We start from the raw sequence: 21,769 nt of genomic DNA, 5'->3' as shown, positions 1-21,769 counted from the left end.
TGAGTACGTGTTTTGAGCGTTTAACCAGCGCTGGCGCATGCTCCACGTTTTTACAGTGCTATCACTTTGGCTCTACTGCTGATGTTAAACATATAAATTGACCACTCAAGACCCAGAGAGGACATCAATGAACTCGGATAAAATTTTAGAATCTGCACAAGCAACCTTGTCTGGATTAATACCATTTCCTCAAATTGTCGGCAATCTTATTGCTGAAGGTGTCGAGTATTACTATGTAGACTATGCCCTGTAGGATCCCCTCATAATTCATAGCCCCAACAACCATGAGTTAATGAGAGTTCAGCTAGTTTCTTCGCAGCACAAAGCAAATCATCTGCTGATATGGGGTAATCATACCGTCGCCGCAGCAGTTCTTTGCCCATCCTGATTGTTGATAGCACATTCCTTTTCTTTACCGTGTTGGCTTGGAAGTGCCGCTGTAATTGCTGTGTTTCTCCGTATAATCCTACCCACCAAAATGCCAGTTGCACCAATAATGCTATCAATAGCAGTATGTCCATCCTCGCCGCATAACGTGTTCTGCCTATGACGTAAACCAAAGCCATAAGCGGGGCTTTTTAAATCTCTAAAGGTTTCTTCTATTTGCATCCATTTTTGGTAAATATTAACCAGTTTTTGAGGCGACATGGCTTCTATGGTTAAGTTGGTCACCAGTGCCCAAGGTTCTTTGGCGGTCAGTTCATACGTCCATTGCGCCGTATGGTGACAGTCTGTTGTCGTACTTCGCTGGCCTTTACTTGGGGCTCTGAACAACACCATCTCGCATAACAAGGGTTTCTTTACCGATAACGCCACCCGCCCAACATGTTTTGCGCGACGACTGGCTTGGGGATAAAGCGCTTTTAGTGAAAATTGGCGACCAGAAGGATGCGGCCGATAGACACTTAATCCTCTGACACGACCCAGGATTACGGAAGCCCGCGTCAGTGACTATCAGCGGGGTAATGTTGTCAGGTAACACTTGTTTGAGTTCATTCAGAAACTGATTATGGGCAGTTTGAGTGCCTTGCAGGATTAACGGAAATGTTCGCTCGTAGAGCGTGATAGAGCGGCCCTTGATAGCAATAGAGGCGCGTAGTGCAATCAGCTCACGACCTTCACGCATATCTGACCAATCCACCAATATGGTCGGCATCGTATGAGTAGTCAGCAGCCACTTTGCATGCCACTGATAAACCGCCAGTCTTTCATGGTGAAGGTGCGGGTTGCCCAATAATCTATCTATGCGTTTTATCGAGTGTTTAGTATGAGTGCTCGTGCCATCAATGTGCCGCCCTAAATGCGTTAAGGTGAGACAATCCGCATTGATGAGAGCTTTGCAGGCGACCATGAGTGTATTAAGTCGCTTTTGATGGATTTCTGGACAATGTTGATAGAGAGATTGATGTAAGATAGTTAACACTTGCACCTTAATGCCTTGTGATTGATGTTTGTTCGCACTTCCATCTGATCACACTTCAAGGTGCAAGTTCACTCTAATTTAATGATTTATCTGAAAATCATCAGGGGATTCTTCAGGACTATGCCTTGAAGTCATTTACTTTCTATAGCGCAGCAGGTTCTACAGTGCAATCACCTTTATCATATGAGGGACTTCCATTCATAGCTGAAAATTTTAATGTGATTGAACTCAGAGCTGCCATCTTGGATAGTCAGCAGCATGGGCAAACATTTCGGCTTTTCTGTCAGCGCGCTATGAATGCAGGAGTTCAAGGTTATTTCGTGTTTTTGCGAGGTAAACGTGTAACCTATTTTGGCCGTCAAGGTGACCAGCATACCGAATGGTTTTCTGGCGCTAAGCCGAGCGATGCCTAATAACGCTGACTAGGCTCGTCACTTTCTGGGTTGGGTGCATCGTGAGTTTTACATTGGGTGAATGGTTACGCGAAGTTCATTGTATACGTCACTTACATCTTCCTGTGCTTAACGTAATAGAACACTGGAGGCATAAATGTGCTACCACGCAATGTCACTACTATTTCTCGAATGCCTATTTACGCCATCATGAAGATTAAGTCATATCTTGCGATGGGTAATGGCTTACGGGGTGATTTTAATTGGTATTGGACGGCACAATTGCGGTTAAATAGGAGAATAATGTCTTATGTACTATCAATTTCTAAATGAACCTATGGTGCTTGATATTGAAAATGCATCAATACTCACATTACGGCTACCCGACGATGTGAGTGATTTTATTGTGTCACAGGCGATCAGTGCCCCTTTACTAGAGATTATCGTCATCGCTGAAGCCGGAATTCAGCAAAATATAGTCATCCGCTTCCAGCCGTTTATGGGTCTTAAGGTCGAATCGTTACCGCAAAGCCCTCAGGCTTTCAATACACCAATAACCCGCAGCCTTGGGCAAGGTTTTAGGCTTTATACACGGATGGGAACAGCTGCGAAATTTTGTGCGGCAGAATTGAGGCGAGGTGTATCTTTTACCTTAGATACGACTCGTCATTTAGGTGCAGATAATGACTTAATAGGTGCAAATAGTTACTTAACTTTTGCCTTACAAGCTAATTCAAAGTTTGAGTTAGTACCCTTAGAAGCGGATTTGCGGGTTTTGCATGAGCCCAAAGCGTTAATGGTTGCTAAAGCTCTGTTAGCAAGGCACTACGACTATGCCGCATCATCTGAATCTCTTGCAATTTACATGACCGAAATCGAGCAGGTTAGATTAGAATTGCAGTCGTTTATGCGCGGGGAGCTTGGTCAATGTCACGCCAGCCTTGCTGATGAAGTATTAAGGATCGATCCCTTGCTACTGCAAAAACAACAATGGTTATTTAGAACCTATACCCATATGTTTGAGCGTCCAAACTACAGCCGCGCTGCTAATGATGTCGATAACACTGATAAGCTATTAAGAAAATTAGAGTGTTATGAATTACTCGCTTCACCGGAATTGATCCTGATGGTAGACCGATTGATGGAAGACGAAACGTAAACTTTTCTTACCCAAATTTAGCTAAATGATAAGAGTCCATTATGCATTATTTATGTCCCCTGTGTGCCGCCCCACTAACGTTAACGGAGCGAACTTGGGGTTGTTCACAGCAACATAAGTTTGATATGGCCAAAGAAGGCTATGTCAACTTATTACCTGTACAGAAGAAAAACTCAAAAGATCCTGGTGATAATAAACAGATGATGTTTGCTCGGCGTGAATTTTTAAACGCGGGTTACTATCAAGGTTTGAGTGATAGAGTGAATGAGCTCGCACTTGAGTTTGGTGCCGAAGCAAAACAAATCCTCGATATAGGCTGTGGGGAAGGATACTACAGTCAACGTTTATTCCATGTGTTGAGCCAGCACCATGATTGCAATTTACAAGGTATAGATATTTCTAAGTCTGCAATTAAATATGCAGCTAAACGTTACCCTAATTTGCAATTTTGTGTCGCAAGTGCCTATGAAATGCCTATCGCATCCCAAAGTGTCGATCTTGCCATTCGTATTTATGCCCCTTCAAAAGTAGAAGAGTTACAACGGATTATGGCTGATAGAGGCTTACTGATAACGGTTTCTCCGGGACCTTTACACCACTTTGCGTTGAAACAACAAATTTATGCTGAGCCAAGATTACACCCCGTTTCCACAGCGCATATTGCTGGATTTGAGTGTCTGCATCAGGAGCGCTTAATCTCCCAGTTAGAGCTGGTAAACAGTGAACATATCGCTCATTTTTTAGAAATGACGCCCTATGCTTGGAAGTTTACTCATGCCCAAAAGCAAGCATTTGCGTTGCAAGGACTGAACTGTGAATTGGATTTCCAAATTGAGGTGCATCGAATTTCAAAGTAAGCGATAAGATTAAGCTATTGAAATAAATTATTTAAAATGCTTAACTGTACTTGCTAAACAGCATGAACCTAGTGTTCTGCTAGCCGGTTGCAAAACCGTAAAGTAGATTTAGGCAAAATAAATAATCCAAAGTGTCGCAGTGTGTTGACTTATCTTTAGAATGGTTTATAGTCTTATCAGCTTGAAGGTTGGGCTTATATTTATGTGTTCAATACGACCAGTTCGTCCTGTAAACATAAGTAATACCGGCATTTTCCAGCTCCACCCGCCGTTAAGGCTTTAATTTTTTATTTACAGGATTTATATTATGTCTCAAGTTACTGGTGTTGTTAAGTGGTTCAACTCTGACAAAGGTTTCGGATTCATTGAGCAAGAATCTGGTCCAGATGTATTCGTACACTTCCGTGCGATCAACTCTGACGGTTTCAAAACTCTTGATGAAGGCCAAAAAGTGTCTTTCACTGTGACTCAAGGTCAAAAAGGTCCACAAGCTGAAAACGTAACTATCATTGGTTAATTTTCAGTGCTGTTAGCCTAGAGCTAATAGCAATGGATTAAAGGGCTATGGTTAATTCCGTGGCTCTTTTTATTTGTGCGAAAATAAGATTTCATTTAGTTTAGATTGTTGAATCCAGTATAAGCGACGAGATCCACTTAACATGTCACATTAATTTAATGCTTAAATCTGAAGTTAATCCTCTAATCTTTCTCTGTTAAAATCCAATTCTGATATCTCCAAGATTTTCAATAAAACCATTTGATACACTCTCCTTATTTTTACCCCTGTAACATTCAATTCCATTATATGTTAACTCTTAACGCTTGCTCTTATCGAGTTTATTTTTTGCGTAATCTTATATTCAATGTCGAACGCGAATGTGTCTAATCATTCATTTGTTGTAAATCAGTGACTTCAGATATTGCCGAATATGATTGGTGCACTTGCATTTCTTGCACTTAGTTATCCTACATATACTAAGCTGCACCTAAGGCTGAAAGCCTTGTAGTAAAGAGTTGAGGCTGGCAAAGCATTTAGTGCTTGATATTAAAGAACACTAGCTTATTTATGATGTAGTTTGGAGCCGACCAAAAAACGAATATGGCTATTGAGATGCCTTGCATTTCGTACATTTAAGTATTTCCGACAGAAGCTGTAGGCTGCTAATCCAACTTAATTATCGGCTACTTTATAGCAGAATAATGCTTTCCCTCGACTAGTTTTCCTAACTTATAAAGGAGGGGTCTACAGTTAGCACTAAATGGATTAAGAGCCCTTTCTACTGGCGGGTATTGGCCTGATATTTTGTTAGCATGTTTATTGCTTCTAATATGACGTTAGTGACAACACAAGAATACTTAAAGTTGAGAACTATATACCGAGGATCTTTTGATGGGTTATGTTATTCAAGGGACTACGATTAAGCCGAAAAATGGATAGAGCTAAATTTAAATATTGTGGAGTATTACAGTGTAAATAAAAAAGCCATGCAATTGCATGGCTTTTCTGGTTTAGCTTAAGTGATTATGGACGCGCCATATCAGACTCTGCACCATTAGCGAGTTTGATTTTGGCAGTAGACTCTTCGTTCGCAGTATTCTCATACTCTCGTCCTTTAGGGACTGCCACTTGTTCTCTCACTTCAACGACAGGCTTGGTCATATCCGAAGACACCATAGAGCCAAAGCGGCTAGCGGCTTTCGGCTTGCTGACAACAACTGCATCCGTGATTTGCGGTGTTGTTGGAGCTGTTTGTACTGTGGCTTGAGGCTTAGCGATAGCAGCCGGTCTGGCCATTGGCGCAGAGGCTGTTGCTTTCACGGCTTCTTTTACTTCAGCGCTCGGTGCAACACTTGGCTCGACAAGTGTTTCGGTTTTAGCTGCTTCAGCTTTGGGTACTGCTACTGATTTAGTCACTGAGCTTTCAACTGATGGGACTGCAACGACTACGGCTTCAGCAGTAACGCTGGTCACCTGAGTTTCAACGATTGACGCAAGGTCAACTTTTACGTCAGCAGCCTTTGGCTCTTCCGCTTTCGTTTCAGTGGTTTTAGTCACAACAGGTTTACTTTCAACTTGCTGAGTTTCAACTGCTGCAACGTCATTTGCTTGAGGCTGAGGCTCAACTTTTGCTTCTACTTTAACAACAGCAGGAGCTTCAACAGCTGGAGTTGAACTTGTTTCAGCTATTTCGACGTCAGCAGGTTCAGTTACCGCTGTTGTTTGAGTTGCAACAACAGGAGTTTCCACTCGAACACTGACGATTTCGCTTGGGTACTCTTGGTCAGCACCTAATTCGTCATTAGGAACGAATTGCGCTGGCGTTGATGTACCTTGGTCATCTTCGTCGCGACGACGACGTTGACCCGCTGCACGAAGGTGGCGAGGGCTACGGCGGCTACGACGTTGACCATCTCTTTGCTCGCGTTTTGATTGATCATCAGCATTAGCATTTTCGTTGTCTGCATCAACTTCGCTATCTTGCGATACAGCATCCGCTGCTACAGTATGAGCTGCTGTGTCAACTAAGGTGTTTTCAGCTACGTTAACAGCATCAACCGCAGGTGTTTCCACTACAGTAGAAATTACAGTTGTCTCTTTTAGCACAATATTTTCTTGCGCTTCTTGAGCGGGTGCAGCTTCTTTACGAGGCTGGCGACGTGTTCTTGGTGCTTTAGTTTCTACTGGCGTTTGTGCAATGACTTCAGCTTTGGCATTAACACTGATAGTACTTGCCGCTGCGGCGTTAAGGGCTGCAATTTCCGCTAACACTTCTGCGGCATCTTCAGGTGCAATTGGGATCGCATTATCTGGCGTATTATGGCCATTATCGATACGCACCTTACGACGCATGTTACGGCGCTGACGACGCTCACGGGCGACTTCTTGCTTAGGGGCATCATCTGCTTCAATGTCGGCAACAACATCTTTTGGCGCTTGTACGCGTGGCTTTGGTTCAGCTTTAGCTGGACGTTTAGCCGCTTCTTCTTTTTCGCGTACTGGACGTTCTTGTGTGCTGACTACTGCATCAGCCGGTTTTTTTGGATTGCGGCTACGCGGCTCACGAGTGCCTTCTTTTGCTTTGTCGGCATCTTGGGCATTGCGTGGGCGGCGAGTGTCATTACGACGGTTACGGCGATTTGCGTTAGCCGCACTGGTATCCGTTGCTTTAGTTTCAACAACTTTTACGGGTTCAGCTTTTTCACTTGGCGCAAACATGGCACTGATTGCACTCACAAGCTTGCTGAAGAAGCCTGGTTGTGGCGCTTCAACTTTCACCGTTGGTGATGGGGCTTGTTCTACTTTTTGTGGCGCTGCAAAACCTTTTAATGCCGGGATAGGCGCCGCAGTACGTTCTAGTTTGCGTGGCTCATACAATTTGGCTTCAGGATGCTCTATACGCTTATAGCTTGATTCACTGATTTCATCATCACTACGGTGACGGATCACGCGGTAATCAGGCGTCATCATGTGTGCGTCAGGTATCACATACACTTCGACATCGTGACGCTGTTCTGTGATGCGAATGGCTTTGCGTTTCTCGTTTAACAAGAAAGCTGCAACATCCACAGGCACAATCGCTTCGATTTGTGAGGTGTTTTCTTTGATGGCTTCTTCTTCCATCAAACGTAAAATTGATAGTGCTAAAGACTCGGTACTGCGAATCGTGCCTTGGCCATGACAGCGAGGGCAGATATGCGCTGCAGATTCTTCTAAAGAGGGGCGCAGACGTTGACGCGACATTTCCATCAAACCGAAACGAGAAATGCGACCTAACTGCACGCGAGCACGATCATGGTGCACAGCATCACGTAAACGGTTTTCAACTTCACGCTGATGACGCACTGGCGTCATATCGATAAAGTCAATAACCACTAAGCCTCCTAAGTCGCGGAGACGCAATTGACGGGCAATTTCATCGGCGGCTTCGAGGTTAGTGTTAAGTGCTGTTTCTTCAATATCGCCGCCTTTAGTGGCACGGGCAGAGTTGATATCGATTGAGGTTAAGGCTTCAGTTGGGTCGATAACAATTGAACCGCCAGATGGCAGACGCACTTCGCGTTGGAAGGCGGATTCAATTTGTGATTCGATTTGGAAGTGAGTGAATAATGGCACTTCAGCTTCGTACAGTTTTACGCGCTCAACGAAATCAGGGCGAACTAAGGCGATATGTTGCTTCGCTTCTTCAAAAATACGTGGATGATCGATGAGGATTTCGCCCACGTCACGGCGTAAATAGTCACGAATAGCGCGAACTATCACATTGCTTTCTTGGTGAATTAAGAAAGGTGCGCCTTTAACTTGTGAAGCTTCGGTGATCGCCGCCCAGTGGTGTTGTAGAACTTTTAAGTCCCACTTTAACTCGGCAGATTCTTTGCCTACACCCGCAGTACGCACGATAAGACCCATGCCCGCAGGCACTTCTAAGTCAGCCATCGCTTCTTTTAGCTCAGTGCGTTCATCACCTTCGATACGACGAGAAATCCCGCCAGCACGTGGGTTATTTGGCATTAATACTAAGTAAGAGCCTGCAAGGCTGATGAAGGTCGTTAAGGCTGCACCTTTATTGCCGCGTTCTTCTTTGTCAATTTGGACAATAACTTCCTGTCCTTCACTGACCACTTCTTTGATATTGGGGCGACCTTGGAATGAATATCCCTTCGGGAAATATTCTCTAGCGATTTCTTTCAGTGGCAAAAAGCCGTGACGATCGGCACCGTAGTCGACGAAAGCGGCTTCTAAAGACGGTTCTACTCGGGTAATTTTACCTTTGTAAATGTTTGATTTTTTTTGCTCATGACCTGGACTTTCAATGTCTAGATCATACAGTTGTTGCCCATCAACAAGGGCAACACGCAACTCTTCTGATTGAGTTGCATTGATTAACATACGTTTCATGATGACGTCATTCTTCTTTAAATAGAGGTCATCAAACATCGCGCTTCGCTGCATTACGGGCCTAGCAGTAGGTCAACTGAGCCTCACGGCTGGTGGCTAGGCAAGAGGTGCGCATTACTGTTAGACGCAGTCGCTGCGTGTCGCATCCTATTTATGGCTTATTTTTTAATGATTACAAAAACAAGGAATTCGTTGTAAAACATCAACCAACCCCATAAATTCTTTAGTTTCGTTCCGGTAATGCCCAAGTCGAATCGGTTTGTCTGACGACAAGTTAAAATATCCTTCGAAATCGGGGAGGAAAACCTAGGGTAAACCTTATTAAAGTAAGGTGACTTTCTCGATTTAATCGTAAAAAACGCATTTGTGGTATTTTTACTCTGTATACGATTTGCAAATCAATGATTTGCTATCAAGAAAATCTTTTTTTATCCGTTAAATTTTCCGCTTGGGATCAGGGCGTTGTGAACACTTTATTCACGGCTTATCCCTAATCGCTGGTGAAATATAGCAATAATCAAAAAATTCAGCAATGGAAAGGCACAATTCTTCTCAGTTGTTGTACAATGGCGACCGTTATAATTAGATGGCGCATCATGAATATAGAATCCACCCCACAACAGGTTCAGTTGATCACGATTGATGAAGATCACTTCGAACAGCGTATTGATAACTACTTAATGACCAAGCTGAAGGGCGTGCCGAAAAGCATGATCTATCGCATTGTCCGCAAGGGCGAGGTTAGAGTGAATAAGAAACGCATCAAACCCGAGTACAAGTTGCAGATTGGCGACATAGTACGTATTCCGCCAGTCCGCGTGGCAGAGCCGGATAACCGTACCGCACCATCGGCGAACTTAAGTAAAGTCTCGCAACTCGAAGATCGTATTTTGCATGAAGACAATCATTTGATCGTGCTGAATAAACCTGCTGGCATTGCCGTGCATGGTGGTAGTGGAGTCGATTACGGTGTGATTGAAGCATTGCGTTCACTGCGTCCTCAACAAAAGTTTTTAGAGCTAGTACATCGTCTCGATAAAGATACTTCGGGTGTATTGTTGGTGGCGAAAAAGCGTAGCGCGCTTAAACATCTGCATGATCAGCTTCGGTATAAAAAGATGCAGAAAGACTATTTGGCCTTAGTTAAAGGGGAATGGTCTGCTCAAGATAAAGCCGTTAAACAGCCTTTATTGAAAATCACCCTTAAATCGGGTGAGCGCATTGTGCGTGTTAATGCTGAGGGTAAACCTTCAGAAACGCGCTTTAAAATTATGCAGCGTTACCAAGGTTGTACTTTAGTGAAGGCAAGCCCTGTCACTGGACGTACTCATCAAATTCGGGTGCATTGCCAATTTGCTGGCCATCCTATAGCCTGTGATGATAAGTACAGCGAGCAAGGGTTTGACGATAGTATGCGTTCATTAGGCTTAACTCGACTCTTTTTACATGCCGCTGAATTGATGTTCATTCATCCAGAAAATGATGAAGTGATGCGGGTTTCAGCGCCTTTAGATGAAAATTTGTCGCAATTACTCGATAAGTTAAAGCGTGCGTAATCGACGGGGATAGGTTTCAAGGATGAAGATAAAGCAATACGATTTAGTGATTTTCGATTGGGATGGCACTCTGATGGATTCCATCGGTAAAATTATCACTTGTATTGAAAATATGGCTAAGGCATTGCAGTTACCTATCCCAACTGAAAGTGACATTCGCGATATTATTGGTCTTTCTATGACAGAAGCGCTGCGAGTCCTGTTCCCACAGGGACTTAATTGCAGCGCTTCTTCTGCCAATTCTCAGCATCAGCAGCATTCTAATAATGCATTCAGCCAAGGCGAAAATGATCAATATCAGCAAATGCGCGCTGAGTTTAAAGCACAGTATTTGCATTTAGACACCACGCCAACGCCCTTGTTTGTACAAACTCCAGCGTTAATTGATGACTTGCATAGCCAAGGCTATAAGTTAGCCGTCGCAACTGGTAAAGCCCGTGCGGGACTTGATCGCGTCTTTGAGCAAACAGGCTTAGGTCGATACTTTGTTGCATCACGCTGCGCCGATGAAGTGCACAGCAAACCCCATCCTGAAATGATCTCAAGCTTGCTGAAAGAATTGAATATTGCACCGAACAGAGCCTTAATGGTGGGTGATTCTCTGCTGGATTTAACCATGGCGGCCAATGCAGGGATTGATAGCGTTGGTGTGACCTATGGCGCTCACAGTGCCGAAAAGTTGCTGCGGGCAAAACCTATCGCCTTGATTGATTCACCAAAGCAATTACTGCAATACCTCTAACACTGCTATTTAATAATGAAGCGGCAATACATGCCGCTGCGCATGAGACTTCCTTATCACTTTTATTTACGTCTCATCTTCTCGTCGATGAAACGACTCAGTAGCTCGATATTTTTGATACGCGTCATCGATTCAATAAACTGAGCAAATAGAACAAAGCCTTGGCAAACGTTTAAGCGAGAACGTCTACACCTTGGGCTAACAGCATTTCCGTCAGTAATATCAGTGGTAAGCCAACTAAGGTATTGGGATCGCGACCTTCGAGCTCTGTAAATAACGCGATACCTAAACCTTCGCTCTTAAAACTCCCCGCGCAATAATAAGGCTCTTCTTTTTCAATGTAAGCCACAATCTGCGCATGGCTAAGGTGCCTAAAATGAACCGTAAAGGGTTCAACCTCGGCGGCCATGGCTCCCGTTTCGGCGTTGTAAAGTGCAAGACCAGTATAAAAGGTGATGGCCTTGCCTGAGGCTTGAGTGAGCTGCGCGACGGCATTATTAAAATGATGGGGTTTACCGATAATCTTGCCATCAATGACGGCAACTTGATCGGAGCCAATAATCAGACCATCGGGGAATTGTTCTGCTCCCGCGACGGCTTTTGCTTTGGCTAATCGCAGCACTAAAGCATGGGCCGATTCTTCGAGATACGCCGTTTCGTCAATATTAGGATTGCAGCATTCGAAGGGTAACCCGAGTTTTTGCAGTAAAGATTGTCGGTATACAGACGTCGAAGCTAAGATTAATGGGGTTGGCATAATGAGATATCCGCAAAAGAGTGACTCATATTGTGACCAATCAATGCGCGAGAGTGCAAGAGTTTCGTCTTTTACGGTTTCTTTTCAATGAATGCGACTATTTTAGGCGGCTTGCGCTTGTATGCGGCCCCATGCTTGGGTACTATTTCGCTTCCGTCAATTTCAATGTTGGGGCAGGGGAAAGGCTTAAGTCGCAAACTGGGACTTAAGTTAGTATTTTTTCTTTGACTCTAGCGTTTTCAAACTATAATATGCGCGCCTTATGCAAACAGTAAAGATACCGGTTTCAATTGATCCATTTCGCGCCGCCTCGAGTCGCCTAGTTTATCAGGGCGTTGTTCCTGGTGTGCAACTGAAAAGATTAACTGAGTTATGTGCCGGCGACTGTTCCGATGTGGCAGTGTCGCTTGAATGTGGCGTAGATTTACAGGGGATAGTCTACCTGAAAGGGAAGGCTGTGACGGAGCTCACTCTGATATGTCAACGTTGCATGACACTATTTACCACTGAGGTTACGGTCGAGTTTTGTTTTGGTCCATGTCGGACTAAGGCAGAAATCGATGAGCTCCCGGATGCGTATGACCCAATTGAGTGCAATGAAATTGGCGAAGTGCGTCTACATCAATTGATCGAAGATGAATTGATAGTCGCTATGCCGATAATCCCAATGCATCAAGAAATTGATTGCAGTGCGGGATCTAAAGACATGGTTGTAGGCGAGATAGAACCCGCTCAAGAGGAGCGTCCAAATCCGTTTGCAGTGTTAGAAAAACTGAAGAGCAAGTAATCGAGGAGACAGGCCAATGGCTGTACAACAGAACAAAAAATCACGTTCAAAGCGCGGAATGCGCCGTTCACATGACGCACTGAGCACTGCTCAGCTGTCTGTAGACGCTACCAGCGGTGAAATCCATATGCGTCACAATGTGACTGCAGATGGCTTCTATCGCGGTAAAAAGGTAATCAACAAGTAATTTGTTGGTTTCCTAATGACGAATCTGACGCTTGCGTTAGATGCAATGGGTGGTGATCATGGCCCCCACGTCACGGTGCCTGCAGCCTTGCGGGCACTACAATTACATTCTTTTCTTAAAATCATTTTAGTCGGTGACAAGACTGAAATTGATGTCTATCTACGTCAAGCCGAAGCGAGTTTACTTTCGCGCATAGAAATCATTCATACCGATGAAGTCGTTAGTATGTCCGATAGACCTGTGCATGCCTTGCGTACACGTAAAAACAGTTCCATGCGATTGGCTATTGAGTTAGTGCGTGACGACCGCGCACAAGCGTGTGTGAGTGCCGGTAACACAGGGGCGCTGATGGCAATGGCGAAAGTATTGCTGAAGACCTTGCCTGGTGTTGATCGACCCGCCTTAGTCAGTTGTTTACCTGCGGTGACTCAAAAACCGGTTTATTTGTTGGATTTGGGCGCGAATATTTCCTGTGATTCTGAAACCTTATTTCAATTTGCCGTGATGGGCTCAGTCCTGTGCGAAGCGGTAGATAAGAAATCTCGGCCAAAAGTCGCCTTGCTCAATGTGGGCGTTGAAGAAATTAAAGGTAATGACCAAGTTCAGCAAGCCGCGCAGTTGCTGCAACACACAGAACAAATCAATTACACAGGTTTTATCGAAGGGGATGAAATCTATTCCGGTAATGTGGATGTGATTGTTTGTGATGGGTTTGTGGGTAACATCACGCTCAAGACCTCAGAAGGTATTGCCAAGTTATTAGTACATCAGTTAAAACGGGGACTAACCCAAGGTTTATTCGTTCGTTTTCTGGCTAAACTTATCGCCCCTCGTATCCAGGCGGTGCTTAGTCAGATGAACCCCGACCACTATAACGGTGCAAGTCTGATAGGATTGCGCGGAATAGTTGTAAAAAGCCATGGAAACGCGGATGAAACTGCCTATTTACAAGCAATTAGTTTGGCAGTAACGGAAGCTCAACGTCGACTCCCTGAAATGATAAAAGATCGTTTGGAGTCGATTCTTTTAGATATAAATAACTGATCCCTCCTTATGCATACAAAAATTCTCGGAACTGGTAGTTATCTACCGGTGCAGGTGCGTAGCAATCAAGATTTGGAAAAAATGGTGGAAACCACTGACCAATGGATTGTTGAACGTACAGGTATATCAGAACGTCGCATTGCGGCTTTCGATGAAACCGTTTCAACTATGGGCTACCAAGCGGCATTAAAAGCGCTAGAAATGGCTGGCATAGAAGCATCAGATTTAGACATGATCGTTTGCGGCACCACCAGTGCTCCCAATGCTTTTCCGGCTGCGGCCTGTGAAATTCAAGCCATGCTTGGCGTGCATACCATTCCAGCTTTTGATATCGCAGCGGCGTGTTCAGGCTTTGTTTATGCTTTATCTGTTGCCGATCAATTTGTAAAAACGGGCGCGGCTAAAAAAGTATTAGTGATTGGTGCCGATGTACTGTCTCGCTTATGTGAGCCAGAAGATCGTTCAACGATTATTTTATTTGGTGATGGTGCGGGCGCGGTTGTGATAGGCGCATCCGAAACGCCAGGGATCATTTCGACCCACATTTATGCCGACGGTCGCCAAGGTGACTTATTGAAATGCGCTTTCCCACCACGCCAAGGCGAAACCTCTGAAGCGGTCGGTTTTATGACCATGAAAGGCAACGATGTCTTTAAAGTGGCTGTGACTCAATTGTCCCATGTGGTGACTGAGACGTTACGCATTAACAATATCGATAAGTCAGAAATTGACTGGTTAGTGCCACATCAAGCCAACTTCCGAATTATCAATGCTACCGCTAAAAAGCTCGATATGAGTCTTGATAAAGTCGTATTGACCTTAGCTAAACACGGTAATACTTCTGCCGCGTCAGTGCCCATTGCATTGGATGAAGCCGTACGTGATGGCCGTATCCAGCGCGGACAACTACTGCTGCTTGAGGCCTTTGGTGCTGGGTTTGCGTGGGGCAGTGCGCTCATTCGTTTCTAAGTTCTACATGTGTGTTCCACATGATTTTTCAATAAATTAAGTTAGCCATAGGTAATTTGAATATGGAAAATGTTGCTTTTGTATTTCCGGGTCAAGGTTCACAAGCCCTAGGCATGTTAGCCGAGCTTGCCGAATCTCATGCTGTTGTTGGACAAACCTTTGCTGAGGCGAGTGACGTCTTAGGTTATGATCTGTGGGCATTGGTTCAGCAAGGTCCTGTTGAAAGCTTAAATGAAACCGATAAAACTCAACCAGCCCTATTAGCTGCGAGCGTGGCGATTTGGCGTACCTACGTGGCTTCAGGCAAACCTATGCCTGCTATACTCGCGGGTCACAGCTTAGGCGAGTATTCTGCTTTAGTTTGCGCCGGTGTGATGGATTTTAAAGACGCGATTAAGTTGGTGGAATTACGTGGTCAACTGATGCAGCAAGCGGTTCCAGCTGGCACGGGTGCTATGTATGCGATTATCGGTTTGGACAACGAGAGTATCGCTAATGCCTGCGCCGAAGTGGCTCAAGGTGACGTGGTGAGTCCAGTTAACTTTAACAGTCCTGGTCAAGTGGTCATTGCAGGTCAAAAAGACGCAGTTGAGCGCGCTGCAGCAGCTTGTAAAGCAGCGGGCGCTAAAATGGCGGTGGCTCTACCTGTCAGCGTGCCATCACACTGCGCATTAATGAAACCTGCGGCGGATAAACTGGCCGTGGCATTAAACGATGTACAGTTTAATACCCCAACAATTACAGTGATTAATAACGTTGATGTGGCATCACCCACCTCTGCTGATGACATTAAAGATGCGTTAGTGCGTCAGTTATATTGTCCTGTCCGCTGGAGCGAAACGGTTGAGCTAATGGCCCAAAAAGGCATTACCCAACTGGTGGAATGTGGTCCTGGTAAAGTATTGACAGGATTAGCAAAACGAATTAATAAATCACTATCAGCCCAAGCGGTTAATGATGTTGCTTCATTAGCAGCATTAACTGAGTAAGGAGTTTATATGAGTTTCAACCTGAATTTAACAGGCAAAGTGGCTTTAGTGACAGGTGCGAGCCGCGGTATTGGCCGTGCGATCGCAGAGACACTGGTCGAAGCGGGCGCCGTGGTTATTGGAACCGCAACCAGTGAGAAGGGCGCTGCGGCAATCCAAGAATATCTGGGTGACAAAGGTTTTGGTTTAGTGCTTAATGTCACAGATAGTGAATCTGTTACACATTTATTCGCTTCGATCAAAGAAAAAGCGGGTGATGTTGATATTCTAGTCAACAACGCGGGTATAACCCGTGATAATCTGCTGATGCGGATGAAAGATGATGAATGGCAGGATATTATCGACACCAACCTGACATCGTTATTTAGACTGTCAAAACCTGTGATGCGTACCATGATGAAAAAGCGCTTTGGCCGAATCATCAATATCGGTTCAGTGGTAGGCGCCATGGGCAATGCAGGTCAAGTTAACTACTCGGCAGCAAAGGCGGGTTTGATTGGATTTACAAAATCTCTTGCAAGAGAGGTTGCATCTCGTCAAATTACAGTTAATGCTATCGCTCCTGGATTTATCCAGACCGATATGACAGATGAGCTGACCGAAGAGCAGCAAAAAGCTATCATGTCACAGGTTCCGATGGAACGATTAGGGCAAGCGCAAGAAATTGCCAATGCAGTGCTCTTTTTGGCCTCGGACTCAGCCGCTTACATCACAGGCGAAACTTTGCATGTGAATGGCGGCATGTACATGGTTTAAGGGCGAATGGCAGGGATTTCTGTCGCAACTGAGTAGTGATCTGTATCAATTGATAGTGAAATTTCGTGGTTAGACCACGAAAACTAAGCTTGCATTGTCAGCCAAATCTAATAAACTACTCGCAATCTTACGCAAGTGCGTAATTTGAATAGGAAAGAAAACTAATGAGCAACATCGAAGAACGTGTAAAGAAAATCATTGTAGAGCAACTGGGCGTTAAAGAAGAAGACGTTAAGCCAGCGGCATCTTTCGTTGACGATCTGGGTGCAGATTCTCTGGACACTGTTGAGTTGGTTATGGCTCTGGAAGAAGAGTTTGATACCGAGATCCCTGATGAAGAAGCTGAAAAGATCACTACTGTTCAAGCAGCGATCGACTACGTTTCTAAGAATCAGTAATTCTGAATTCTTGAAGACAGGCGGCATTTTTGCCGCCTGTTTTTGTTTTACCCCCGTCAAATTCTGCCTCCGTGCCATTCAATCGTCTCTGGATCGTGTTTTAATTGTTATCCACGAGATGCTCGCCGCAGATTGGCGAATTTTTCTAAATAAAAATTATTTAAGCAATTGTCTAATGATAGAAAACCCTGTGTCCTCTATCTGAATTAACAAATTAGCATTTAAAGGTGACTGCCGTGTCTAAACGTCGTGTAGTGGTAACCGGTTTGGGGTTAGTAACTCCAGTGGGCAATACTGTCGATACTACTTGGAAGGCTTTGCTTTCGGGTAAGAGTGGTATTGCACCGATAACCAAATTTGATGCCAGTGAATTTACCACTCGTTTCAGTGGTTCAGTAAAAGATTTCGATGTTGAGCAATACGTAACGAAAAAAGACGCCCGTAAGATGGACCTCTTTATTCAATACGGTATGGCGGCTGGCATCCAAGCTATCCAAGACTCAGGTCTGGACATGAGTAAAGAAAACCCTGGTCGTGTCGGTACTGCTATTGGTGCGGGTATGGGCGGTATGTGGTTGATTGAACAAGGTCACAGCGCATTGATGAATGGTGGCCCGCGTAAGGTTTCTCCTTTCTTCGTACCTAGTACCATCATCAATATGATTTCGGGTCACTTGTCGATCATGTTTGGCATGAAAGGGCCAAATTTCGCCGTGACGACCGCTTGTACTACGGGCGTGCATAATATCGGTTTCGCGGCGCGTACCATTGCCTATGGTGATGCAGACGTGATGGTTGCGGGCGGTGCTGAGGATGTCACTTCTCCTTTAGGCGTGGCAGGTTTTGGTGCAGCGAAAGCATTATCGACACGCAATGACGATCCGACTGCGGCGAGCCGTCCATGGGATAAAGACCGTGATGGTTTTGTGATCGGTGATGGCGCTGGTGTGATGGTGATGGAAGAGTACGAACACGCAAAAGCGCGCGGTGCGACCATTTACGGCGAATTAGTCGGTTTTGGTATGAGCGGTGATGCGTTCCACATGACATCGCCTCCAAGCGACGGAGCAGGCGCTGCGGCGGCTATGGTCAATGCTATTAATGACGCTAAGTTATCACTGGAGCAAATTGGTTATATCAATGCCCACGGTACGTCGACGCCAGCAGGTGATAAAGCGGAAGCGGCAGCGGTTAAGTCAGTATTTGGCGACCACGCTTATAAAGTACTGGTTAGCTCGACTAAATCGATGACGGGTCACCTATTAGGTGCTGCGGGTGCGGTTGAAGCGATTTTCACTTTGCTAGCACTGCGCGACCAAGCCGTACCGCCAACCATCAACTTGGATAATCCAGATGAAGGTTGTGACTTAGATTTTGTTGCCCATACAGCCCGTGACGTGAAGATGGATTACGCTCTGTGTAACTCCTTCGGTTTTGGTGGGACTAACGGTTCATTACTGTTCAAGAAAGTGTAAAACACGCATTTATGGTGTAAAACACAGTGAAAAAATGCGCCTGAGGGCGCATTTTTTATGGGTCAAATTCATTGCTCATGTGAGTTGAACTCCGTTATCTTATGGCTTTATTGTGATAGATGTCACTTTCTAACAGTATGATATCCATAGTGTTAACATTTGTTCATCAAGCTTGTTTAATTCTAGTGACCACAGATAATGACAGACATATTCAATCTTAATGGAGTGTGTCATGTTAAATCCCGCGGTGATCCCGCTTGTTCCCCTCATTGGCGCATTAACTGCCAATCTGACCGAATTGATCCGTGGTGAGTTTAAAGTGTGGCATCCAAACATGGACATTGGGATCAAGACTTTTACCTTAGCAATCGCTGCTTACGTGGTGGTTTGGTTTGCCTTATTGGTGACGGCGATTAACGTCGGTGGCGATAGCAATATGTCCTCGGGCCTCGAAGTGCTGGGTTTCTTTATGTTTGGCTTAGGCGTTTACACTTTTGCAAAGGGTACGCGTTTCGTCAGTAGTGAATTTCAGCTATGGATTTATCGTTTAGCGTTGCCGAGTTTATTGCTTTGCTGCGTGCTTATTAGCCACTTTGGTTAAATCGAATTTTTTGACGAGGTCAATCGTAATTATTTTTACGCTAATGGCGCTTTCTATCGTAAACTCAGCCTATTGCACGAAACATTGAGCCACAGTGGCTGAATAAGTTGAGGTTATATGGCTGGTATAGATAGACAAAGTACCCTGAGATTTTTGTCAGAGCCTGCGGATGTGAATTTTGGTGGTAAAGTTCACGGCGGCGCTGTGATGAAGTGGATCGATCTCGCAGCCTATGCCTGTGCAGCGGGCTGGAGCGGTAAATATTGTATTACTGCTTATGCGGGCGGTATTCGTTTTGTGCAACCCATTTTGGTGGGCAATATCGTTGAAGTCAGCGCAAAAGTGATTTATACGGGTAAAACTTCTATGCATATCGGTATCGATGTGCGAGCAGGCGATCCTAAAGTTTCTGAGCGCCATCTCACCACCCATTGTATTGTGATCATGGTAGCAGTTGATGAAGATGGCCTACCTACGCCAGTGCCTGAGTGGATACCACAGACGGAACATGATATTCATTTGCGGGATTCAGCACTGCGCTTGATGGAAATGCGTAAAAAGATTGGCGCCGAAATGGAAGCCCATGTGGTGAAATAGCCCCATAAATTAAATCAGCAAAGGCGCTTAAGGCGCCTTTGTTGTTTCTAGCGAAAAGTGCGTTTATCACTCGCTCCGATTTCACTCTGACGTTACCGTTGATGGATGTTAAACTGCGGCCACTATTTTGAATCGATTCACTTGTTTATCTATTTAAGGATCAGCTCATGGCAAAAGTCGCATTTATTGGTTTAGGCGTAATGGGATATCCCATGGCGAGGCATTTACTGAACAAAGGCCATGAGGTCACTGTTTATAATCGCACTTTTGCCAAGGCACAAACTTGGGTCGACACCTATGGTGGTCGCTGCTGTCCAACACCAAAGGAAGCGGCAGAGGGTCAAGATATTGTGTTTACTTGCGTGGGCAATGACAATGACCTGCGGGAAGTGGTATTAGGCAGTGATGGCGTTATTCATGGGATGGACAAGGGCACTGTGCTGGTTGACCATACTACGGCTTCGGCCGATGTCGCCCGTGAGCTTGCCAAAGTCTTAGCCGAAAAAGGCATTGATTTCCTCGATGCGCCTGTGTCTGGCGGTCAAGCAGGCGCCGAAAATGGCGCCTTGACTGTGATGGTAGGCGGCGATGACGCGGTATTTGTGCGTGTTAAACCCGTGATTGAAGCCTTTGCCCGCTGCGCCGAACGTTTAGGTGAGGTTGGTGCAGGTCAGTTAACTAAGATGGTGAACCAAATTTGTATCGCGGGTGTGGTGCAAGGTTTGGCGGAAGCGCTGCAATTTGCCCGTAAAGCGGGACTCGATGGCGAGAAAGTCATTGAAGTGATCAGCAAAGGCGCGGCGCAAAGCTGGCAGATGGAAAATCGCTACAAGACGATGTGGGGCCAGAGCTATGATTTTGGTTTTGCCGTCGATTGGATGCGTAAAGACTTAGGCATAGCCTTAGAAGAAGCCCGCCGCAATGGTTCACACTTGCCATTGACCGCTTTGGTGGATCAATTCTATTCAGAAGTGCAGGGCATGGGCGGTAACCGTTGGGATACGTCTAGCCTGTTGGCACGCTTAGAAAAAACGGCGAAATAAGCTTTACCTTAAGTTTTATCGTTATAAAAACTTAGGTTATCGTAGTGATAAAACTCTGGTTTCGCAGTGATAGGTTTTGCAGTGATAAAAATGCCCAGTCCCGATTGCGTTGGCAAATAGGACTGGGCATTTTTGTGTGTATCGTTTTTTGACTAGGATATTAAGAGCTAGGATATTTAATCGTTAGTCTTTCCAGCGAATATGGGTCACTAAACTGTGGGTTTCACCTGCCGCGAGCACGACTTTATCTTCTAATACATTGGCCGCTTCTAGGCAGACCATGGTCAGATAATCTTCTGGATTAAATCGGCCAAGGCGTTGTGACTTTTCAATCCATGGATTCCATAATACCGCTGATTGGCTGTTTTCACGGCTGACTTCGATTGTCCCCTGCGGCGTATGCAATAACTGCACTGGGCCCAGATCGGTATAGACACGATCTGTCTCGCGATCAAACAGCACTTCATCCGTGGTTTGCGGGTAAGGCCCTTGTGCAAATTCGATGTATTTTGACCCACTAAAACCGCTGGCTTTGAGTTGGTGGATATCCTCAATCGGGAAATAGCTGTGCAGCGCTTGGGTAAGCGTGACGGTTTCATCGCCTAAGTTGGTATTCACAAGGCTAATGCTTAGAGTGTCGCCTAGGGTAAATAACACGCAGACCTCAGTGTTATGCGGCCAATAGATTTTATCTTGCTCACTGATTTTTAAGCTAAAACGTAAATCCACTAACTGATTACGCATTTCTACCGATTCCAGCGCCCAAATGCGGGTACGGGCGAAACCGTGTTGGGGAAAGTTCGCTTCACTACTCATGCCAAACCAAGGCCAGCATACGGGTACTCCGCCACGGATCCCATTACCGGGTTGATAATCGTCAGCCGATGAAACCCACAGCAAAGGTGGTTTGCCTACGGGTTGAAAATAGTCTATTTGCGCGCCCTGCAAAAAAATTCTTGCCTGACATAACGCCGTATTCACTTCGACATAATCGAGCCCATTGGCGTGCTTTTTAGTAGTGACAGAACCCATAGTAACAATATCCTTAACTCTGCTGACATATCAGAAAAACAGGCAGTTAGCTTACAAAGTTTTCCGCGATAACATAAGGCTTTGTTGCGATCAATTTACGGTTTCGCT

At 45.1% G+C, this 21,769-nt stretch carries 20 protein-coding genes and 1 pseudogene; 17 read left to right on the top strand and 4 right to left on the bottom strand.

Annotation, left to right across the window (positions count from 1 at the left end; translation table 11 throughout):
* Nucleotides 1–260 precede the first annotated feature (260 nt).
* Nucleotides 261–1,429: pseudogene (locus AAA952_RS06685) on the bottom strand (IS4 family transposase).
* 119 nt (nucleotides 1,430–1,548) lie between these two features.
* On the opposite strand from AAA952_RS06685, the gene AAA952_RS06680 reads away from it, so the two are divergent.
* From AAA952_RS06680 to AAA952_RS06665, 4 genes are all read left to right on the top strand, one after another.
* Nucleotides 1,549–1,836 carry a DUF1398 family protein gene (locus tag AAA952_RS06680; protein WP_338255492.1) on the top strand — a complete coding sequence of 96 codons (288 nt, stop codon included), beginning with the start codon at nucleotides 1,549–1,551 and terminating at the stop codon, nucleotides 1,834–1,836.
* A 289-nt stretch (nucleotides 1,837–2,125) separates the two neighbouring features.
* Nucleotides 2,126–2,974: a hypothetical protein gene (locus tag AAA952_RS06675; protein ID WP_338255490.1), complete on the top strand. Its 849-nt coding sequence runs from the start codon at nucleotides 2,126–2,128 to the stop codon at nucleotides 2,972–2,974.
* 41 nt (nucleotides 2,975–3,015) lie between these two features.
* Entirely contained in the window at nucleotides 3,016–3,831 is an 816-nt protein-coding gene (gene rlmA, locus AAA952_RS06670; RefSeq protein ID WP_263199152.1) for a 23S rRNA (guanine(745)-N(1))-methyltransferase, read from the top strand.
* 307 nt (nucleotides 3,832–4,138) lie between these two features.
* On the top strand, nucleotides 4,139–4,348 hold the full coding sequence (locus tag AAA952_RS06665) for a cold-shock protein (RefSeq protein ID WP_011789734.1): 210 nt from the start codon (nucleotides 4,139–4,141) through the stop codon (nucleotides 4,346–4,348).
* A gap of 1,005 nt (nucleotides 4,349–5,353) precedes the next feature.
* Here AAA952_RS06665 and rne read toward each other — a convergent pair.
* Complete coding sequence (rne, locus tag AAA952_RS06660) at nucleotides 5,354–8,782, bottom strand: ribonuclease E (protein ID WP_338255484.1); 3,429 nt, start codon at nucleotides 8,780–8,782, stop codon at nucleotides 5,354–5,356.
* A 542-nt stretch (nucleotides 8,783–9,324) separates the two neighbouring features.
* Between rne and rluC the strand changes: the two genes are divergently transcribed.
* Nucleotides 9,325–10,284 carry a 23S rRNA pseudouridine(955/2504/2580) synthase RluC gene (gene rluC / locus AAA952_RS06655; RefSeq protein WP_049821723.1) on the top strand — a complete coding sequence of 320 codons (960 nt, stop codon included), beginning with the start codon at nucleotides 9,325–9,327 and terminating at the stop codon, nucleotides 10,282–10,284.
* 22 nt (nucleotides 10,285–10,306) lie between these two features.
* Nucleotides 10,307–11,026 (top strand): HAD family hydrolase, encoded by a 720-nt coding sequence (locus tag AAA952_RS06650; protein WP_105252859.1) that lies wholly within the window; start codon nucleotides 10,307–10,309, stop codon nucleotides 11,024–11,026.
* 172 nt (nucleotides 11,027–11,198) lie between these two features.
* On the opposite strand, the gene AAA952_RS06645 is transcribed toward AAA952_RS06650, so the two are convergent.
* Nucleotides 11,199–11,783, bottom strand: a complete 585-nt coding sequence (locus AAA952_RS06645) for a Maf family protein (protein ID WP_131523926.1) — start codon at nucleotides 11,781–11,783, stop codon at nucleotides 11,199–11,201.
* 262 nt (nucleotides 11,784–12,045) lie between these two features.
* On the opposite strand from AAA952_RS06645, the gene yceD reads away from it, so the two are divergent.
* The 11 genes from yceD to AAA952_RS06590 all read left to right on the top strand — a co-directional run bounded on the left by yceD (nucleotide 12,046) and on the right by AAA952_RS06590 (nucleotide 20,629).
* Nucleotides 12,046–12,570: a 23S rRNA accumulation protein YceD gene (gene yceD, locus AAA952_RS06640; RefSeq protein ID WP_028760371.1), complete on the top strand. Its 525-nt coding sequence runs from the start codon at nucleotides 12,046–12,048 to the stop codon at nucleotides 12,568–12,570.
* Nucleotides 12,571–12,586: 16 nt separating this feature from the next.
* On the top strand, nucleotides 12,587–12,757 hold the full coding sequence (rpmF, locus tag AAA952_RS06635) for a 50S ribosomal protein L32 (protein ID WP_006081226.1): 171 nt from the start codon (nucleotides 12,587–12,589) through the stop codon (nucleotides 12,755–12,757).
* A 15-nt stretch (nucleotides 12,758–12,772) separates the two neighbouring features.
* The gene (gene plsX / locus AAA952_RS06630; RefSeq protein ID WP_028760370.1) at nucleotides 12,773–13,801 is read left to right on the top strand and encodes a phosphate acyltransferase PlsX; all 1,029 of its coding nucleotides are present in this window, start codon (nucleotides 12,773–12,775) and stop codon (nucleotides 13,799–13,801) included.
* A 9-nt stretch (nucleotides 13,802–13,810) separates the two neighbouring features.
* On the top strand, nucleotides 13,811–14,770 hold the full coding sequence (locus tag AAA952_RS06625) for a beta-ketoacyl-ACP synthase III (protein ID WP_006081228.1): 960 nt from the start codon (nucleotides 13,811–13,813) through the stop codon (nucleotides 14,768–14,770).
* Between the two features lie 62 nt (nucleotides 14,771–14,832).
* Nucleotides 14,833–15,759, top strand: coding sequence for an ACP S-malonyltransferase (gene fabD, locus AAA952_RS06620; protein ID WP_113938794.1), 927 nt, complete (start codon nucleotides 14,833–14,835; stop codon nucleotides 15,757–15,759).
* A 9-nt stretch (nucleotides 15,760–15,768) separates the two neighbouring features.
* Entirely contained in the window at nucleotides 15,769–16,515 is a 747-nt protein-coding gene (fabG, locus tag AAA952_RS06615; RefSeq protein ID WP_338255476.1) for a 3-oxoacyl-ACP reductase FabG, read from the top strand.
* 164 nt (nucleotides 16,516–16,679) lie between these two features.
* The gene (acpP, locus tag AAA952_RS06610) at nucleotides 16,680–16,913 is read left to right on the top strand and encodes an acyl carrier protein (RefSeq protein WP_006081231.1); all 234 of its coding nucleotides are present in this window, start codon (nucleotides 16,680–16,682) and stop codon (nucleotides 16,911–16,913) included.
* Nucleotides 16,914–17,149: 236 nt separating this feature from the next.
* Entirely contained in the window at nucleotides 17,150–18,388 is a 1,239-nt protein-coding gene (gene fabF, locus AAA952_RS06605; RefSeq protein ID WP_006087466.1) for a beta-ketoacyl-ACP synthase II, read from the top strand.
* Nucleotides 18,389–18,620: 232 nt separating this feature from the next.
* Nucleotides 18,621–18,989 (top strand): hypothetical protein, encoded by a 369-nt coding sequence (locus AAA952_RS06600; RefSeq protein WP_028760367.1) that lies wholly within the window; start codon nucleotides 18,621–18,623, stop codon nucleotides 18,987–18,989.
* Nucleotides 18,990–19,106: 117 nt separating this feature from the next.
* The gene (locus AAA952_RS06595; RefSeq protein ID WP_105252855.1) at nucleotides 19,107–19,586 is read left to right on the top strand and encodes an acyl-CoA thioesterase; all 480 of its coding nucleotides are present in this window, start codon (nucleotides 19,107–19,109) and stop codon (nucleotides 19,584–19,586) included.
* A gap of 167 nt (nucleotides 19,587–19,753) precedes the next feature.
* On the top strand, nucleotides 19,754–20,629 hold the full coding sequence (locus AAA952_RS06590; RefSeq protein ID WP_338255471.1) for an NAD(P)-dependent oxidoreductase: 876 nt from the start codon (nucleotides 19,754–19,756) through the stop codon (nucleotides 20,627–20,629).
* A 183-nt stretch (nucleotides 20,630–20,812) separates the two neighbouring features.
* On the opposite strand, the gene AAA952_RS06585 is transcribed toward AAA952_RS06590, so the two are convergent.
* Nucleotides 20,813–21,661, bottom strand: a complete 849-nt coding sequence (locus tag AAA952_RS06585; RefSeq protein ID WP_338255469.1) for a D-hexose-6-phosphate mutarotase — start codon at nucleotides 21,659–21,661, stop codon at nucleotides 20,813–20,815.
* Between the last annotated feature and the right edge of the window lie 108 nt (nucleotides 21,662–21,769).

The sequence above is a fragment of the Shewanella sp. M-Br genome, assembly GCF_036245925.1.
Classification (GTDB): domain Bacteria; phylum Pseudomonadota; class Gammaproteobacteria; order Enterobacterales; family Shewanellaceae; genus Shewanella; species Shewanella oncorhynchi.
Note: the sequence above shows the minus strand (reverse complement) of the source record. Positions and strands in the feature narration are given on the sequence as shown.

Coding starts and splice junctions, on each gene's coding strand:
- AAA952_RS06675 (WP_338255490.1), top strand. CDS start 2,126: ATGTACTATCAATTTCTAAATGAACCTATGGTGCTTGATATTGAAAAT.
- rlmA (WP_263199152.1), top strand. CDS start 3,016: ATGCATTATTTATGTCCCCTGTGTGCCGCCCCACTAACGTTAACGGAG.
- AAA952_RS06665 (WP_011789734.1), top strand. CDS start 4,139: ATGTCTCAAGTTACTGGTGTTGTTAAGTGGTTCAACTCTGACAAAGGT.
- rne (WP_338255484.1), bottom strand. CDS start 8,782: ATGCAGCGAAGCGCGATGTTTGATGACCTCTATTTAAAGAAGAATGAC.
- rluC (WP_049821723.1), top strand. CDS start 9,325: ATGAATATAGAATCCACCCCACAACAGGTTCAGTTGATCACGATTGAT.
- AAA952_RS06650 (WP_105252859.1), top strand. CDS start 10,307: ATGAAGATAAAGCAATACGATTTAGTGATTTTCGATTGGGATGGCACT.
- AAA952_RS06645 (WP_131523926.1), bottom strand. CDS start 11,783: ATGCCAACCCCATTAATCTTAGCTTCGACGTCTGTATACCGACAATCT.
- yceD (WP_028760371.1), top strand. CDS start 12,046: ATGCAAACAGTAAAGATACCGGTTTCAATTGATCCATTTCGCGCCGCC.
- rpmF (WP_006081226.1), top strand. CDS start 12,587: ATGGCTGTACAACAGAACAAAAAATCACGTTCAAAGCGCGGAATGCGC.
- plsX (WP_028760370.1), top strand. CDS start 12,773: ATGACGAATCTGACGCTTGCGTTAGATGCAATGGGTGGTGATCATGGC.
- AAA952_RS06625 (WP_006081228.1), top strand. CDS start 13,811: ATGCATACAAAAATTCTCGGAACTGGTAGTTATCTACCGGTGCAGGTG.
- fabD (WP_113938794.1), top strand. CDS start 14,833: ATGGAAAATGTTGCTTTTGTATTTCCGGGTCAAGGTTCACAAGCCCTA.
- fabG (WP_338255476.1), top strand. CDS start 15,769: ATGAGTTTCAACCTGAATTTAACAGGCAAAGTGGCTTTAGTGACAGGT.
- acpP (WP_006081231.1), top strand. CDS start 16,680: ATGAGCAACATCGAAGAACGTGTAAAGAAAATCATTGTAGAGCAACTG.
- AAA952_RS06600 (WP_028760367.1), top strand. CDS start 18,621: ATGTTAAATCCCGCGGTGATCCCGCTTGTTCCCCTCATTGGCGCATTA.
- AAA952_RS06595 (WP_105252855.1), top strand. CDS start 19,107: ATGGCTGGTATAGATAGACAAAGTACCCTGAGATTTTTGTCAGAGCCT.
- AAA952_RS06590 (WP_338255471.1), top strand. CDS start 19,754: ATGGCAAAAGTCGCATTTATTGGTTTAGGCGTAATGGGATATCCCATG.
- AAA952_RS06585 (WP_338255469.1), bottom strand. CDS start 21,661: ATGGGTTCTGTCACTACTAAAAAGCACGCCAATGGGCTCGATTATGTC.